This is a genomic window from Leptolyngbya sp. CALU 1928 (genome assembly GCF_056784215.1).
This window is the reverse complement of the sequence record NZ_JBXBCE010000001.1, coordinates 1912417-1928906: the sequence shown is the minus strand read 5'-3', so window position 1 is coordinate 1928906 and position 16490 is coordinate 1912417. Positions and strand designations below refer to the sequence as shown.

General features: G+C 48.9%; 17 protein-coding genes. 11 read left to right on the top strand and 6 right to left on the bottom strand.

Annotated features, from left to right (window positions below; genetic code table 11):
• Positions 1–13 precede the first annotated feature (13 nt).
• Genes AC1S5B_RS08985 through AC1S5B_RS08975 form a run of 3 tightly spaced genes read left to right on the top strand, consistent with a single transcriptional unit; the run spans position 14 to position 2547 of the window.
• Positions 14–769 carry a circadian clock KaiB family protein gene (locus tag AC1S5B_RS08985; RefSeq protein WP_482035332.1) on the top strand — a complete coding sequence of 252 codons (756 nt, stop codon included), beginning with the start codon at positions 14–16 and terminating at the stop codon, positions 767–769.
• A gap of 43 nt (positions 770–812) precedes the next feature.
• Positions 813–1994, top strand: coding sequence for a 7,8-didemethyl-8-hydroxy-5-deazariboflavin synthase subunit CofH (cofH, locus tag AC1S5B_RS08980; protein WP_482035331.1), 1182 nt, complete (start codon positions 813–815; stop codon positions 1992–1994).
• A complete protein-coding gene (locus tag AC1S5B_RS08975) occupies positions 1963–2547 on the top strand; it encodes a Uma2 family endonuclease (RefSeq protein WP_482035330.1) in 585 nt (194 codons plus the stop codon). The genes cofH and AC1S5B_RS08975 overlap by 32 nt, the downstream gene beginning before the upstream one ends.
• A 141-nt stretch (positions 2548–2688) precedes the next feature.
• Here the strand turns inward: AC1S5B_RS08975 and AC1S5B_RS08970 are convergent, their stop codons facing one another.
• Entirely contained in the window at positions 2689–2982 is a 294-nt protein-coding gene (locus AC1S5B_RS08970) for a hypothetical protein (protein ID WP_482035329.1), read from the bottom strand.
• Positions 2983–3135: 153 nt separating this feature from the next.
• Between AC1S5B_RS08970 and AC1S5B_RS08965 the strand changes: the two genes are divergently transcribed.
• From AC1S5B_RS08965 to AC1S5B_RS08940, 6 genes are all read left to right on the top strand, one after another.
• Positions 3136–4047: a branched-chain amino acid transaminase gene (locus tag AC1S5B_RS08965; protein WP_482035328.1), complete on the top strand. Its 912-nt coding sequence runs from the start codon at positions 3136–3138 to the stop codon at positions 4045–4047.
• A gap of 109 nt (positions 4048–4156) precedes the next feature.
• Positions 4157–4774: a CHRD domain-containing protein gene (locus AC1S5B_RS08960; RefSeq protein ID WP_482035327.1), complete on the top strand. Its 618-nt coding sequence runs from the start codon at positions 4157–4159 to the stop codon at positions 4772–4774.
• Positions 4775–4874: 100 nt separating this feature from the next.
• Positions 4875–5780: a DMT family transporter gene (locus AC1S5B_RS08955; protein ID WP_482035326.1), complete on the top strand. Its 906-nt coding sequence runs from the start codon at positions 4875–4877 to the stop codon at positions 5778–5780.
• 387 nt (positions 5781–6167) lie between these two features.
• Positions 6168–6290 (top strand): NACHT C-terminal helical domain 2-containing protein, encoded by a 123-nt coding sequence (locus tag AC1S5B_RS08950; RefSeq protein WP_482035325.1) that lies wholly within the window; start codon positions 6168–6170, stop codon positions 6288–6290.
• A 33-nt stretch (positions 6291–6323) separates the two neighbouring features.
• On the top strand, positions 6324–7085 hold the full coding sequence (locus AC1S5B_RS08945) for a sterol desaturase family protein (RefSeq protein WP_482035324.1): 762 nt from the start codon (positions 6324–6326) through the stop codon (positions 7083–7085).
• 567 nt (positions 7086–7652) lie between these two features.
• Complete coding sequence (locus tag AC1S5B_RS08940; protein ID WP_482035323.1) at positions 7653–9266, top strand: cation:proton antiporter; 1614 nt, start codon at positions 7653–7655, stop codon at positions 9264–9266.
• On the opposite strand, the gene AC1S5B_RS08935 is transcribed toward AC1S5B_RS08940, so the two are convergent.
• Entirely contained in the window at positions 9223–9939 is a 717-nt protein-coding gene (locus tag AC1S5B_RS08935; protein WP_482035322.1) for a potassium channel family protein, read from the bottom strand. The two genes, AC1S5B_RS08940 and AC1S5B_RS08935, sit on opposite strands and share 44 nt — an antisense overlap.
• 189 nt (positions 9940–10128) lie before the next feature.
• Between AC1S5B_RS08935 and AC1S5B_RS08930 the strand changes: the two genes are divergently transcribed.
• Entirely contained in the window at positions 10129–11085 is a 957-nt protein-coding gene (locus tag AC1S5B_RS08930; RefSeq protein ID WP_482035321.1) for a pentapeptide repeat-containing protein, read from the top strand.
• A gap of 174 nt (positions 11086–11259) precedes the next feature.
• Here AC1S5B_RS08930 and AC1S5B_RS08925 read toward each other — a convergent pair whose 3' ends face one another.
• From AC1S5B_RS08925 to AC1S5B_RS08910, 4 genes are all read right to left on the bottom strand, one after another.
• The gene (locus tag AC1S5B_RS08925; RefSeq protein WP_482035320.1) at positions 11260–11457 is read right to left on the bottom strand and encodes a type II toxin-antitoxin system HicA family toxin; all 198 of its coding nucleotides are present in this window, start codon (positions 11455–11457) and stop codon (positions 11260–11262) included.
• Entirely contained in the window at positions 11458–11703 is a 246-nt protein-coding gene (locus AC1S5B_RS08920; RefSeq protein WP_482035319.1) for a DUF1902 domain-containing protein, read from the bottom strand.
• Positions 11704–11891: 188 nt separating this feature from the next.
• The gene (locus AC1S5B_RS08915) at positions 11892–13712 is read right to left on the bottom strand and encodes an ABC transporter ATP-binding protein (RefSeq protein ID WP_482035318.1); all 1821 of its coding nucleotides are present in this window, start codon (positions 13710–13712) and stop codon (positions 11892–11894) included.
• A gap of 84 nt (positions 13713–13796) precedes the next feature.
• Positions 13797–14975: a response regulator gene (locus tag AC1S5B_RS08910; protein WP_482035317.1), complete on the bottom strand. Its 1179-nt coding sequence runs from the start codon at positions 14973–14975 to the stop codon at positions 13797–13799.
• Between the two features lie 559 nt (positions 14976–15534).
• Between AC1S5B_RS08910 and AC1S5B_RS08905 the strand changes: the two genes are divergently transcribed.
• Positions 15535–16443, top strand: a complete 909-nt coding sequence (locus AC1S5B_RS08905) for an AAA family ATPase (RefSeq protein WP_482035316.1) — start codon at positions 15535–15537, stop codon at positions 16441–16443.
• The last annotated feature ends 47 nt before the right edge of the window (positions 16444–16490 follow it).

Genomic DNA, 16490 nt, shown 5'->3' with positions numbered 1-16490 from the left:
TTTAAGCACATCCTTGAACCAACCGCCGGAAGTATTCAAGGGCATTGCCTTGTTTACTCCCGGTGGGGATCTGATTTACTGTATCGATCCGCAAAAGCAGATGCGTTGGCATGTGCATCTTTGTGGAATGCTGCAAAATCTTTTGGGATTGTCTGAACCGCCTCATTTTTTGGTGCCTTGCTATGGGGCAACCGTGGATCAGTTTTTTGATCCACACACGCAAGAGTTGAAACAAATTGCAGAAGTTTCACCCTTCGTTTTCCGCTATCAATCACTGCTCAATGCGGTATTTGGCTTTCAAAATCTGACCTGGCAGGTTTCACCCCTACGCTCAGAGGTTTCCGATCCGATGGTGCTAATGACCTATCGAGATCGCTTTCCGCAACTCTGGGAATCTCACGATCTCGTCGTGCAATATGAGCGCACAGTCGCTAATACTCCAACGGTTCCGTTATTCAAGCTAGAAGCGACCAAGCAGCAGACATCGCCCAAACCCCAAGGTTGTGTGCTGAGGCTGTTTGTATCGGGGCACAGTATGGCAACAGAGCGGACATTGCAGAAAATTCATGCCTTGCTAGAGCGATCGCTGAATCAACCCTACACCCTAAAAATCATTGATGTGACTCAACATCCAGAACAGGCAGAAATCGACCATGTGACCGCCACTCCAACCTTGTTGAGAGCGTGGCCTTTGCCGGCTCGCCGTATTGTGGGCAATCTAGATCATGCCGATCAGCTTTTAGGAATGCTTCACCTCCCAGAAGAATAAGCTGCGTTAGGCTAGATGGATATTGCTGGCTGAACCCATTGTGATGACTGAAACGATCAAGTCGATTTTGGAACGCGCCCTGCTAGGACAGGATTTGTCGGTGAGCGATGGGGTTGCGTTATTGAATGCGCGATCGCCTGCCGAATTGCTACAAATTCGAGATGCTGCTGATCAACTCCGCCAAACGCTCGTCGGGGAAACAGTCACCTATGTGGTGAATCGCAACCTCAACTTCACCAACATCTGCGAACAACACTGTAGCTTTTGCGCGTTTCGGCGAGATGAAGCAGAAGCGGGCGCTTTTTGGCTAGATTTAGAGCAACTTTTGGCAAAAGCAGCAGACGGGGTTGAGCGCGGAGCCACAGAGATTTGTATGCAGGGCGGCTTGAACCTAAAAGCGAAGGTAAACGGAACCTCCCTGGGTTACTACACTCAGATGATTTCTGCTATTAAAACCCAGTTTCCGAGCCTGCATCTTCACGCTTTTTCACCCCAAGAAGTTCAATTTATTGCGCGGGAAGATGGACTCAGTTATGCCCAAGTGATTGGCGCGTTGCAGGATGCGGGAGTCGGTTCCATGCCGGGAACAGCGGCGGAAGTGCTAGATGATGACGTGCGGAGAGTTCTTTGTCCTGAAAAAACCAATAGCGCGACTTGGTTAGAAATCGTGGGCACCGCGCACCGTGTGGGAATGACCACCACCAGCACGATGCTGTCGGGTCACATTGAAACCCCAGCCCAGCAGATTCGCCATTTCGAGCAAGTGCGATCGCTGCAACAAACTGCCATCCAAAACCACTATCCCGCTCAGATTACAGAATTCATCCTGCTGCCTTTCGTAGGTCAATCTGCCCCTAAACCACTCCGTCGCCGGGTTGGGCGCGATCAGCCAGTCTTATCTGACACGCTTCATCTAACTGCCGTGGCTCGGCTGTTTTTCGGCAAATGGATCGTCAACCATCAGCCAAGCTGGGTCAAACTGGGTTTGGCTGGAGCAGTGGAAGCCTTACAGTGGGGTTGCAATGACTTGGGCGGCACTTTGATGGAAGAACACATCACCACCATGGCAGGCGCTCAAGGTGGCACTTGCTTAGAGGTTGCAGAGTTGCAGGACGCGATCGCCTCTCTTGGCAGACCCCATCAGCAACGAGACACCCTTTATCAACCGATTCATTTAGCAAGCAAGGGGAACCATGACAATTGCTACTCAGCGGCTCACCTTTGAGGACTATTTAACCTATGCCGATGGCACAGATATTCGCTACGAGTTGGTGGATGGGGCGCTGGTGCAAATGAGTATGGGAACTGGGAAACATGGCAGCATCATTCATTTTTTAGTGAAATCCTTTGATGCTGAAATGGCAGCGATAGAGGCGGCTTGGATTGTGCTACCCGGACTGGTGGGTATCCGCTCTCCTCGCGGGTCGCGCTGGGATACCGTTCGGATTCCAGATATTACTGTGATCCCCATAGCGCAATGGGAAGCACTGGAAAATCGAGAAGCCGTAATTAATTTGAACGAATCGCCGCCTTTACTCGTCGTTGAAGTGGTGAGTCAATCGACCAAAGATCAAGACTATCGAGCCAAGCTTGCTGAGTATGCAGTGCTAGACATTCCAGAATACTGGATTGCTGATCCGTTGCAGCATAAGGTAATCATCTCTGAACTCGATCAAGGGTTATATAACTCAATAGAGTTTAGAGAAAATGACTTGCTTCAGTCAAAAATATTCCCCAACTTGCAACTCACAGCGGCTCAAGTTTTGGCAGGGAAATAGAAACAGCGATCACCACCATTCACAGCCCCCATTACCCACGAGGCAACCTTTATCGCTTGTTGCGGGTTGGGGGTGAAGTTCATGGTGAGCAGGTTGCAAGATGGGGAGTGATTTGATTTTAGCCGAGCGATCGCTGGTTGACTAAGGTGTCCAACACCCGACAACCGGTTCGCCGCACTGTTCTTTGGCGGCAAGCTCTGGGTTTAAGGCGAGTAGTTTTTCGAGGAGGTCGGCAGTGTCGCTGAAGCCGTAAGCCTGCATGCTGCCCTTTTTCACTCGTTTTTCATAGGTGGCACCCGCTTCGATCGCCCATTCATGTCCAAACGCCCGAAAGAAGCAATCAAGAAACACCTGAGCTTCTCCTTTCTCGTCACCTTTGATGTGCTGATGGCAAAACTGAACAAACGTCGAGATCGTTTCGGGAGTGGAGGTCATAAAAATAGTTGCTCAAAGCCCAGTATACGCTCAAGCAAAATCCTAAACGTTTGAGGACAAGTTGAATGTTAACCTTAGGGTTACGCCGCGATCGCTGATTACTGACGATCCGCATCTTGCCGCTCCTCCACTGTTCATTTCTCCGCCTGCTTTATGGAAAAGTTTCTCCCCATTGCCTACCTGCAAAATCGATTTTTGCCCTTTCAAGATGCGACGATTTCGATCGCCACTCATGCTTTGCACTACGGCACTGGAGCCTTTGGCGGGATGCGCGGCATTCCTGATCCTCAAAACCCCAATCAAATTTTGCTGTTTCGGTTCGATCGCCATTGCCAACGATTGAGTTCTAGCGCTAAGCTGCTGCACTTTGATCTGCCTGCCGACAAGATTCAGCAAACCATCACCGATTTTGTCCAAAAAAATAAGCCCACTGTTTCGTTTTATATTCGTCCTTTTGTCTACACTTCTGGCTTAGGGATTGCGCCTCGGCTGCATAATATTGAAAAAGATTTTTTGGTGTATGGGCTAGAACTCGCAGATTACCTTTCTCCCGAAGGCGTGACCTGTCGAATTAGCTCCTGGTGTCGGCAAGAAGACCGTAGCCTTCCCCTACGCGGCAAAATTAGCGCGGCATACATTACCTCTTCCCTTGCCAAAACAGAAGCGATCGAATCGGGGTTTGATGAAGCGATTTTGATGAATACTCAAGGGAAAGTTTGTGAGGCTTCCGGTATGAATATTTTCCTACTGCGAAACGGCACCTTGATCACACCGGGGTTTGAGCAAGATATTTTGGAAGGCATCACCCGCGATAGTGTGTTGACCATTGCCAGAGATTTGGGGATTCCGATTCAAGAGCGCCCCGTCGATCGCTCTGAGTTGCTGATTGCCGATGAGGTGTTTCTCTGCGGAACGGCAGCGAAAATTGCCCCCGTCAAGCGGATCGAGAATTATCAGTTGCCCAGCGATCGCCCGATCACGCTCCAACTCCGGGAAATTCTCACCGCTGTCACCGAAAACCGCCATGAAAAATATCGCGATTGGGTCTTCCCCATTCCGGTTTAAAACTTTGTTTGAAACTTTAAAGGTGCGCTTGATTTAAAATTCACCAGCGAAAGATCCAATAGGTCAATGGGTGCGTACCTAATCCCAGAGGATCTTGGAGATACTACTTATGCAACCCAATCGCTTGTTTCGACGTTTCATTTTAGGATTTATATCCTGTCTGTTTGTGGTGGGCACCTCGTTACCTGCCCTTAGCCAAGCTTTTTTCAATTCTATCCACTCATCAAATACCGTAGAGCAGAGCATTTCAACTCATTTGCTGGAAGCAGAAATCGCACTTGCGGCAGAATCGGGAGCCATGCCAAAAGCTCCCGCCATGAAATATTCAGTCATGCTATCGGGGATGAAGGTTGCGCCCAAAATGGTCGTCACGGGTGCCTCTGGAACGGCGGGGGCGATGTTGATGGGCGATCGCTTGGTCGTTCGGGGGAGCTTTCAACGGCTAACCAGTCCCCTGCGAGACTATGCCACCGATCCACTCAACCCGCCCAATCCCAAAATCACCTCTGGTATCCACATTCACCAAGGCGATTCTGCCAAAAATGGTCCGTTTCAATATGCGCTAATGGTTGAACCCATGGCAGACGGTTTATCGGGTAAGTTTGGCGGGGAATACACTTTAACCCCGGAACAGGTGCAAGCTTTATCATCTGGAATGCTATATGTTGACCTGCATACCCAAAAAAATCGCGCTGGGGAACTGCGCGGTATCTTCAAGCCAGCCTAGCGATCGCACTCTCAAAAGTTCTTTTCTGCTCTGAGAGAGGGATTGAGGGAGGAGACTGTCACACAAAACGCGATATTTTATCCTGACATAGAGTTTTGGAATGCAGCCACCGAATGCGCCCTCTCGCTGGCAGATTGGCTTGATTTTAACGATTGGGGTCGTGGCAGTTTCCACCTCAGCCGTATTGGTGCGCTTGACGATCGCGGCTGCCAATTTGAGCGGGGTGGGCTTTAGTTTAGTCATGGCGGCATCCCGGATGGCGATCGCGTCTTTGATGGTGCTTCCCACTTGGCGCAGCATCAGGGCAACTAAACCGAATAAAACTGCTTGGTACTGTGCGATCGCCGCTGGACTGATCCTTGCCCTTCACTTTGCCGCCTGGATCACCTCGTTGTCCTATACTTCCATCGCCGCATCCACAGCGATCGTCACCACCAATCCGATTTGGGTAGCTCTCCTGTCGTGGCTTTGGTTCAACGAAAAACCTAACCGTCAAATTCTTTTAGGCATTGGCATTGCCCTGATTGGAGGGTTGCTGATCTGCTTTGGTGATACAACGAGCGGTTTCGCGCCCCAGCCCTTACTGGGAAATGGCTTGGCGTTGGTAGGTGCCTGGGCGGTGAGTGGCTATATTTTGCTAGGGCGAGAAGCACAGAGCCATGGTTTTGGGTTGGGTGGCTATGTGGCAGTTGCCTACACGACTGCCGCGATCGCTCTGTTGCCCTTGCCGCTCATCCTTGGGTATCAATATACAAACTATCCGCCAGCCGTTTATGGGTATCTGACTTTGATGGCGCTTTTGCCGCAGGTCATTGGGCATACGAGCTTTAACTGGTCTGTTCGCTGGATTTCACCGACTTCACTCGCCCTGATCATTCTGCTAGAGCCTATTTTCGCCAGCATTTTAGGCTATTGGCTGTTTGCAGAAATCCCTAGTACTGTCATGTTATCTGGGGCACTCGTATTATTAGCAGGAGTTGCGATCGCGGTGGCTGATAATGGCTAAAGTGCCAGATTGATTAGTGGAGTAGCCGCAATTTTTGATAGTTGTCTGCCATCCGTTTAATCTAGGCTGTGACAATGATCACACAGGTCGATGATCACGATCGCTTTCCCTTCCTACTTCCAAAGACATACTGATGAAGACTCAACTTTTAAAGCCGAGTCATCAACAGGGAACACACGACCAGCCGGCAAGTTTTTTACGAAACTGTCGGTTTTTTGTTGGCATTCAGTCGGCAAAGTCAAGTTTATGCGATTGACGACTTCGCTTATTTAACAAACTCCTTATCTTTTGAAGACTACGATCGCCCGTTATCGCAACATTCATCAATCCTGGCAGTTTAGTTCTGATCTATATCTGAATCTACAGTAAATATCTGATCTACAGTAAATGTTGCATCGCTACTACGATATCAATCAACTTCTGATAAATTGCTTGAATGGTAACTGCGAAGTATGGCAGCAATTCGGTGAGCTATTGAAGCCACGTTGCTGCTCCCTCAATCAGAACTAGAGGATCAGGCATGGCAAGGGGTTTAAATTGATAGTGGCTCACTCATTTGGATTTTATGGCATCGCTTTTTTTGGAATTATTCTAGTGCGATATTTTCTAGTGGCAGGGGGATTGTATTGGTGCTTTTATGCATCCTCCAGTCAGTCGCTTGTGAATCCTACTGTGAAACTTACGGGACGACATCAAGCTCCCTCTTGGCGATCGATTCAATCAGATATTCAACTTTCGGTCTTCTCGGCGGGAGTGTTTGCCTTGGCAGCAGCATTCATCATGTCTGCCTATGGTGAGGGTATGACCCGGTTGTATAGCCACGCTCAAGAGTTTGGGCTGTGGTATTTAGGAGTTAGCTATGTGACTGTGCTAGTTCTCCAAGATGCCTATTTTTACTTCACTCACCGCTTGTTTCATCACGTATCACTCTTTCCGTGGTTGCATCAGGGACATCACCGATCGCGCTATCCCACACCTTGGACATCGTTTGCCTTTGACCCACTGGAGGCGATCGTTCAATCGCTCTTTTTGGTCGGCATCGTATTTATCATGCCGCTGCATTTCATCACTTTGATCGCAGTGCTAACGACAATGACCGTTTGGGCAGTGTTGAATCACTTAGGCATCGATCGTCTACCCCCGTGGTTTCCGCATCATTGGCTAGGCAAATGGTTCATTGGTCCTGCCCATCATTCCATTCATCATCTCAAGTACAGCGTGCATTATGGGCTGTATTTTACGTTTTGGGACACGCTCCTCGGAACTCAAGACCCCAACTATGAAACAAAATTTGATGACCGTTAAGTCTTGCCCCCTCAGCAGCTAGACTACTTCTGTATCAATCTTGTGATCAAAGCGACTAGGTAGCCCGGTTTTACGGACTTGGAGATGTGCAATTGAAAGCCCGCAGCCAGTGCTTGCTCTCGATCTTCATCTAGCGAACTGGCGAGGAATCGCCTCTGCTAGATATCGATAATGCTCTTCACTTTGGCGCAATGCTAGTTCTGTTTGCTTTGGTTGGGTAATGTCTAACATAAATGCGATCGCTGATATCAGTGTGCTGTCACCAGCTTTAATGGGCTGACCTATCTCATCTTTACCAACAATCCCTTAATCATGCACCCAGCAGTAGTGACCTTGTGGATGCCGCACCCAATATTCGGCACTATGGCGATCAACGCTTGTCAGATCGAGTGGCTGCCCATCCAGCCGAGTCATATCCTCTGGATGGGCTAAAGCACCCCTAGCATTGATGGCTTAAAGCACAGCATTTCATAGTTAGAGGGGCAGAAAAGCTTCTAAAAGGTTGAAGGTTTGTCAAATGGGTATAGCCTCAAAGGAGCAAAGTGAGTGTATGGGAGGCGATCGCAAATGGAATGGATCGTAGCGCAACAGCCCCCGTTGGGCAGCAATCCTGCGGCAACCAGCCCAACGGCAGGAAACATTTCTGAACTGGTGATTATCCTAATCATTCTGCTGCTGATTGCCACAGCGGTCGCACTGATCACGCAACGACTGCAAATTCCCTATGTCACAGGATTGGTTCTGGCAGGACTGCCCATCACGGATGTTTTGTCCCGTCAAATTGGGTTAGACCCCTCCTTAGTCTTAAATCTTTTTTTACCCATTCTGATTTTTGAAGCTGCGATCAATACAGATATCAGCCGTCTCCGCAGCACTGTTAAGCCGATCGCGCTTTTGGCAGGTCCCGGCTCTATTTTTTCCTCAGTAATCATCGCCGTTCTGGTTAAATTTGGACTAGGGCTACCCTGGATTCCGGCTTTGCTGATCGGAGTCATTTTGGCAAACACCGACACTGTTTCAATGATTGCGGTTTTTAAGGAGATCCGAGTGCCTTCCCGGTTGTCCACCATTGTGGAAGGAGAAACGCTGTTTAACGATGCGGCTGCCCTTGTTTTATTCAATTTAGTTTTAGTCGTGTATACCACCGGGTCTCTCACGGTTGCACAAGGCGTAAAGGAACTGCTCGTGGTCACCTTGGGTGGAGGACTCGTGGGGGTCATCCTAGGCTACTTAAGCCTGCCGATATTTATTCGATTGAATGATCCGTTGAGCAGTCTCTTGCTAACCGTTGCCTTGGCATTAGGAACGTTTCAGATCGGTCAATTTTTGGGGGTATCAGGTGCGGTAGCGGTCGTGATTACTGGGCTAATTTTTGGCACTCTTGGGCTATCTCGCAGTTCGTCTGCCTCAGATCAAATTACTTTGTTGAGTTTTTGGGAATACGCTGGTTTTGGGGTGAATACCTTCATTTTCCTGCTGATTGGCATTGAAATTGACCCAGCGACCCTCTGGAGTATTCTGCCATCTATTCTGTTGGTGATTCTGGCGTATCAACTGGGACGGATTCTCTCGGTCTATTTGTTGTTGGCGGGACTGCGCTGGTTCGATCGCCCAATTCCCCTGCGCTGGCAGCATGTTCTGTTTCTGGGAAACATCAAAGGTTCACTTTCAATGGCATTGGCGCTCAGTATTCCGCTGACAATGCCGGGACGGGACACCATCATTGCCCTGGTTTTCGGTGCCGTTTTATTTTCCCTAGTCGGACAAGGATTAAGCCTACCTTGGCTGGTCAAGCGGCTCAAAATCAGCCGGGTTTCTGATGCCATGCAGGAAATTGGGCAGTTACAGATTCAGTTAATTGGGTCTAAAGCGGCTCAAGATGAACTGGATAGTTTGCTGAAATCAGGGGTGTTGCCGAAGGCGGTTTATGAGGAGTTGTGGGCATCCTATCAAGCGCGAGTTGCCCAGTCTGAGCGGGTACTGCGAGATCGCTACAATCAACATCGGGCAGGTCAGTTGGAGGGCGATCGCAGGGGGCTGGATGCGATTCAACGGCGCTTACTCTTAGCCGAAAAGGGCGCTGTTAGCGATGCACTCCGCAAGCGAATCGTCCCAGAAGACTTGGTTCAGCCTTACATCAAGGAGTTGGATGAGAAACTTCTAACGTTGGAAGATGACTAGCCTGAATGCCGAGGTAATCAATCATGGGATGCACTAGCTCTGGACGGGTGACGACTAGGATGGTAGAGCCTGCTTCAAGCACCGTATTGCCGTTGGGAATCTCCAAATTTGCACAGGCATGGCATTGATACCCAATAATCAGCGAACCCGTGGGAAAGCGCGGGTCTTGAGCAATGTGGGCAACCGTGCGACCTGCCACATAACAATCGCCTGTAACAGGCAGCTTTAAGACCTCCACTTGTCCTTGCTCAAAATGCATCATCGACTCGACTTGAGGATATTCGATCGCATTCGCCATGGTGGTGACTGCCAAATCGATCGTACTGATGATATGGCTGGCTCCGGCAAGACGATAGGCTTCTAGGAATTCGCGATCGCGCATCCTCACCACAATATGGGAAATGCCATAGCTTCTAGACAGGGTGATCAATGCCAAATTCAAGGCATCATCCCTCAGTGCCGCAATCACTGCATTTGACTGTCTAATGCCCGCTTCCAGCAGAACCGTTGTGCTGACTGCACTACCCTCAAATGCCATCACGCCAATTTTTTCACGGGCAAAGCGACAGGCTAGCGGATCTGCGTCAACAATGGCGATCGTATGACCCAGGTCTAATAACTGCTGCGCTAACCCCAGCCCCATCATTCCGGCACCCCCAATTAATACATACATGACTGTCTGTCACTCCAAAAACGAACATTACAGACTTATCACGATAGACCCATTGAATAGCTTGGGATTGGAAAAGGAGCGACGAATATGCAAAACGACTGGTTCCGATTCTATACCTACTGGGAACACTGAGTGTAAGTAGCTTCTGCAAAACTATGACTGTTTCATACAGCAACTAGGGGTGACCAGATGGCAAATGAGGGGCACCTTGCAATGGTGAAGCAAGGCGTGGCAACCTGGAACGAGTGGTCGCAAGACAATCCAAAAATCACTCCCAATCTTGAAGGAGCGAATCTTAAACATACAAATTTAAGAGAGATCAATCTTTACAAGGCTGATTTGCGCGAGGTCAGCTTTAGTCAGGGCGATCTCAGCATGGCAAACCTAGAGGGAGCCAATCTAGGAATTGCAGTATTGGAAAGGGCAACTCTATACACAGCAGTTTTATATAAGGCAAACCTGCGAGAAGCCAATCTCTACAAAGCCGATCTAAGGGAAGCTGACCTTAGCCAAGTGGATCTCAGCATGGCAAATCTGCGGGAGGCAAATCTATGTACCGCTTTACTAGAAGGAGCAATTCTATACACCGCAATTTTGCACAAAGCGAATTTATGGGAAGCCAGTCTCTATAAAGCTGATTTGCGTGAAGCAGACTTCAGTATGGCAAATTTACGAGAGGCAAATCTTAGTCTGGCAAACCTTGGCATGGCGAATCTTTGTATGGCAAATCTAGTAGGAGCAACTCTTTATGCGGCGAATTTGCGCGGAGCCAGTTTGAATTCAGCAAACCTATGTATGGCAAACCTGATGGGGGCAAGCCTGCATCGAACAACGTTAGTCAATGCGACCTTGATTGGAGCCAATTTTTATAAAGCTAGTTTAGTAGAGGCGAATCTGCGGGAAGCGGATCTGCGGGAAGCGACATTGAGCTTGGCAGATTTAACCGATGCAAATCTCCACTCGGCAAATCTCAGTCGGGCAAACTTGCGAGATGTTAATTTGCAGGGCGCTAATTTAAACTTAGCCAATTTGACCGAGGCAAACTTGCACCGCGCGAATTTAAAAGGGGCGAAGGTTAATGGCGTTAATTTGACGGGAGCCTGTTTGAGAGAGGCAATTTTGCCCGATGGCACGGTGCATGATTAGGAAAAGGAGGTTGAAGAGTAATGATCTTGTGGAGTAGATTTTAGAACAGCGATCGCTGCTCCTAGACACTTCATGAACGACCTACGCACGTCAGCTATGGCTTCCGATCCAAACGTAATTATCTAAACATTTACAGACGGAGGAGTGCCAACGAGGAAGGGCGTTGAGCTATGGCTAAAAGGCTTTTAGCAATCCTGCCTGCTTGAGAACTGCGTTTGCGGTATGACGTGATTTAATTGAACCATCTACAACAAATCGCCGATCCGTTATGGGGCTATACCAGATTTCATGATCTCCTTTGCCTTGCCTTTCAAGAACACAATTTGCCTCCAAAAGCAGTTTCTTGAGCGCAGGAGTTAAGGATGTAGCCATTTAAGATGCAACCTCGATCAACTCTTGGCGGTGGCTAGTCAAATGAACCGCGATCGCCCCTGTGTAATCAGCAGAGATGATATGATTGCTCAACAGCAGGTCAGGCACCAGATTCCGCAATTTCTGGCTCAGAGCTTCAATGGTGTCAGCTTCGGTTGCCAAGCCTGGAACATCCTCACTGGTTGCTACCCAGACTGCTGCTGCTTCATCCCACAAGGCACTGACTTGATAAACTGCCGATTCCATACCTGTCTCCACTTGAGAGTTGGCATTAGCCTGTGCGATCGCACGTATTGCTCCTCCACTTTAAAGCATGGCTCACCTCAGTGCTGCCTGTAATTTGCGGATTGTGTGATTGAAGCGCGATCGCCTCGTCGAGTGGATTCTAGAACAGCAGTTGCCGTTTGATTCACTGTACTACTATGGAAGCGATGCTAAGATTCCAGCATTTGCAGGTAATAGAGGCTGGCGTAAAGTCCGTTTTGGGCGAGGAGTTCTTCGTGGCTGCCAGATTCAACCAGTTGTCCCCGTTTGAGTACGAGAATGCGATCGCACTTGCGAATGGTGCTGAGGCGGTGAGCGATGATGATTGCCGTGCGCCCGGTGAGTAATCGATCTAGCGCATCTTGCACCAATGCCTCTGTGCCCACATCCAGGCTGGCGGTGGCTTCATCTAGCACCAAAATTTTAGGATCGCGGATGGCAGCACGAGCAAACGCCAGCAGTTGTTTTTGCCCAGCGGATAGATTAGTACCTCGTTCCCGCAGTGGCGTATCGTATCCTTGGGGGAGTTGTTCAATCAGGCGATCGACATTGGTATTTTGCGCGGCTGCCTGAATTTCTTCAAACGAATAGGTTTCACCCAGAGTAATGTTGCTTTTGACATCGCCAGCAAAGACAAACCCATCCTGCAAAATCACGCCCATGTGTCGCCGCAGTTCGGTTTGAGGCAACTCGCGCACATCAATGCCATCCACCAAGATCTGACCTTTATCTGCTTCATATAAGCGGGTTAGCAATCGAATAATGGAGCTTTTCCCGGCACCCGTTGGACCCACTAGGGCAACTTTTTCACCGGGATGAATCGTGAAATTTAGGTCTTTGAGAACGGGATCTTCTGGTTTATAGCCAAACCAGACTTGATCAAACTGAATCTTGCCCGTTTCAGCATCAGGATGGGCATATAAGGTTTTGGGGTTGGCAATATCCCGAATCTCGATGGGTTCGCTCATGATGTCGTTGACCCGTTCGATCGCTGTCAATCCTGCTTGAATCGCCGTGAATTTCTCAGCAAACTGACGCAATGGATCAAATAAGCGCTGGGCATACAAAATGAATGCCGTGAGAGCGCCCAAGCTCAATTGGTTGCCCATGATTAGCAAACTACCGACCCACAGCACCCCAGCGATCGCCACCAGGGAAATCCACTCCAACGTTGCCGAAATCGCCGAATCATGAAAGATAGTCTTATCGACTTCTTTGATGTATTTCAGATTGATTTGGCGAAAAAGTTGGGAGTTAAATTCTTCGCGGCGAAATAGCTGCACCACTCCAATGCCCACAATATTTTCTTGCAGCATGGAGTTGAGCGCAGAGATTTCTTCACGGGCGCGGTAGTTGGCTTTGCGAAACTGCTGCTGAAAATAGATAATCAGCGCCGTCACCGGAATCAGCATGATCACTAACAGCAACGCTAACTGCCACTGCAACAAAAACATGAGGACGGCAATCACTAGGATGGAGAATAAATCGCCAACAATCCCGATCGCCCCAGTCGAAAACACATCCCCCAACGACTCCACATCACTGGTCAAGCGGGTAATCAGTCGCCCGACCGGAGTGCGATCAAAAAAGCGCATTGCCAGAGACGTGACATGAAAAAACAAATCCGTCCGAATATTTGCTGTAATGCTTTGCCCAACCTGCTGCACCAAAAAGCCCTGCCACGCATCCAAAAACACGCGCGCCACCAAGGTCACCAACAGCAACCCTGACAAAATATTGATGCCCGTTGTCAGCGGCACCGTTTGCAAAAACTTTAGCCAAGTCGGTTCCTGTCTCACCAGTGAAATGGCATCTCCTACCAAAATCGGCTGAATCGCTCCGGCAATAGAGGCAGGCACCAGCAACACCAGCGAAAATAGAAGCGTCCGACGATTTTGTAAGGCGTAGGGAATCAGGCTTTTTAAGAGTCGCCAATCCGTTTCCCGTTTTACGCGGTAGGTAGAACCCTTGGTTTGAAGTGGAGCAGTCATTGGGCAAATCAGCAGGATGCTATAGAAAAATTCCTTCCTCACTGTAACCTTTTGAGAGAAGTGGCAGGGGTGAATGCACTTTTTCTAATCTTCCCAACATTGACAGGCAACTCTTTCAGGGTCAGACATGACTGATTGCAAATGCTGCCGCACAAGACTCAACAAGGCTTGGGGTTCAGGGGGCTTGGTCAAAAAATCTGATGCTCCTGCTAATTTTGCACGGGTGCGATCGATAAAACCACTTTGGCTGGTCAAGATAATAATCGGCGTATTTTGAAAAACAGGCGTTTTGCGGAGGAAAGCACATAGGTCATAGCCGTTGGCATTGGGCATGACCAAATCTAGAAAAATTAAATCAGGTTTAGTTTTACTCAAGATGCCAATACCGGATAAAGGCTCCTGGATTTTTACCACTCGATAGCCAGCGGGTTCCAAAATATTAGCGAGAAATTGCCCCACAGTGGGGCTGTCATCTACACAGGCAATTAACGGGCGGACAGCCTGACTCGTTGCTACTTTTTTTTGCAGTTGAGTAAATGGGTGGGGTAAATCAGCGACTTCTTCTAGGGCGATCGCCCCTCGTTGAACCCACGGCAGCAAAAACCGAGTAATGGTGGTCACAGGGCGGCGGGCATGGCAGGCAATATCCCACAGCGTGTATCGTCCGGTCAAAAATGGGCGTAGATTAGTCGGCAATGTCGCCGCATTCGATAACTCTGAAGAAACGGTCTTTAATATGGGCGATCGATAGGGACTGAGCGACTCTAACTCGAATGATTTCCAACTTTTCCAAAGCTGCCGCGATCGCTGAAGCACCCTTTCCACATCTGTTGAAGAGAGCAACAGCCCCAACGCCGAATTATCCTTCAGCACAAATCGCTGCACTGCCGACCACTCAGCCGCTAATGCTGGATTGCTTACCCAGGCAAACAGCACTTCCTCTAAGCTGATCTTGATCACCCCTTGTGCCTGCTGCATACTCAACTGATTTTGGGCAACACTTTGGCTCAGCAATTGATATTCCCAAGGTTCACCCGTTGGCATCTGACTGGTCACGTAGTCGGGGCATTGCTGTTTCATCGATCGCCGCCAGCGCCGCACTTGATGGAGGCTGCCAGTTGCATAAACCAATCGACCATGGAAAAAATAGAGTCTCCAAAACTGTTGATCATTTCCAAGCTGCAACTCTCCAGTGGCGCGTTGCTGGCTGATGGAGGCAAGAGTGCGGGCAGTATTCACGTAGGCACTTGAAAGAGATGACATTCCTAGAGACACCTAATGATTGGATAACTAAATTTGCTGCGATCGCAATTCAATAGGACTGATCCATTGATTGGTTAATCGGTTTGTCTAACCCTATCTAATTTCGTTGTTTAGCATGGTTAGAGCTTACTTAAATCGATGAATAATTTGAAGTTCTCGGCTTGAGCAAGAGGCTTAAACTCTACATCAAAGGGGTTATGCATAACCCCTGCTTAGTTTGCCAGGTCTCATTCTTCTCGTACTCTTGTCTTAAGAGTTCCCAGTTTTCTAAAGAACATTCTATTCATCCTTAGCTTGTACAGCAGCCCTTTCTTCGAGTGCATCCCAATTTTGTAGCCCTTACCCTAAATTCCTCTCCCAGAGAAGGACAAGGGCTTTGAATCTAATTTCCCTTCTCCATGGCGAGAAGAGGGGATGAGGGCAATTTTGTATCACTGGGATGCAGCCATTTCTTCTAACCTTTTAATGGATCAATTAGTGCTTATAAATTCAGTTATTTCGCCGCAACGAAGGGCACACTATAAAAGAGATTTACTTTTCTGTAACGAGCGGAGATGGCATGAGAGATCGGATTGAGCGATTAACCGAAAACCTGGGTCAAGCGATTGTTGGCAAGTCCGATGCCATTCGGTTAGTGCTGGTGGCGCTGCTTTCTGGCGGTCATACGCTCCTAGAAGACGTTCCTGGCGTGGGTAAAACGTTATTGGCAAAATCCCTGGCGCGATCGATTGATGGCAAGTTTCAGCGGATTCAATGTACGCCTGACTTGCTACCTACCGACATTACCGGAACCAACATTTGGAATCCCAGAACGGGCGAGTTTGAATTTTTACCAGGTCCAGTCTTTGCCAATGTGGTACTTGCCGATGAAATCAACCGAGCCACGCCCCGCACTCAGTCGGCGCTGTTGGAAGTGATGGAAGAGCAACAGGTGACAGTAGATGGCAACTCACGGCTGGTTCCTGCCCCATTCTTTGTGATTGCCACCCAAAACCCAGTGGAATATCAGGGCACCTTTCCCTTACCTGAAGCACAAATGGATCGCTTCGCCCTGTCGTTGTCGTTAGGCTATCCTTCTGAAACAGAAGAACTGCAAATGCTGGAGCGACTTCAAATAGGAGCTATCTCAAAAGAGTTACAGCCCTGCATTTCGCTAGATGAGGTGAAGGAGCTACAGCGATTGAGTGCCCAAGTGAAGGTAGAAGCCTCTTTGCAGCAGTACATTTTGAACCTGGTACGGGCAACCCGTGAAGATGAGGAGATTACTCTAGGAGTAAGCCCTAGAGGCACGATTACTCTACAGCGTACAGCACAGGCATTGGCATTTTTGGACGATCGCGACTACGCCATTCCCGACGACGTGAAATATCTCGCACCCCATGTGCTGGCGCATCGGATGATTCCAGCGGGAGGACGCAGGGCAAGGGCGATCGTCGATCGCTTGTTGAACTCGGTGGCAATTCCTTAGCAGGTTTCGGGTTTCAGGCTTCGGATTTCAGGTTTCAGGTTTCACAA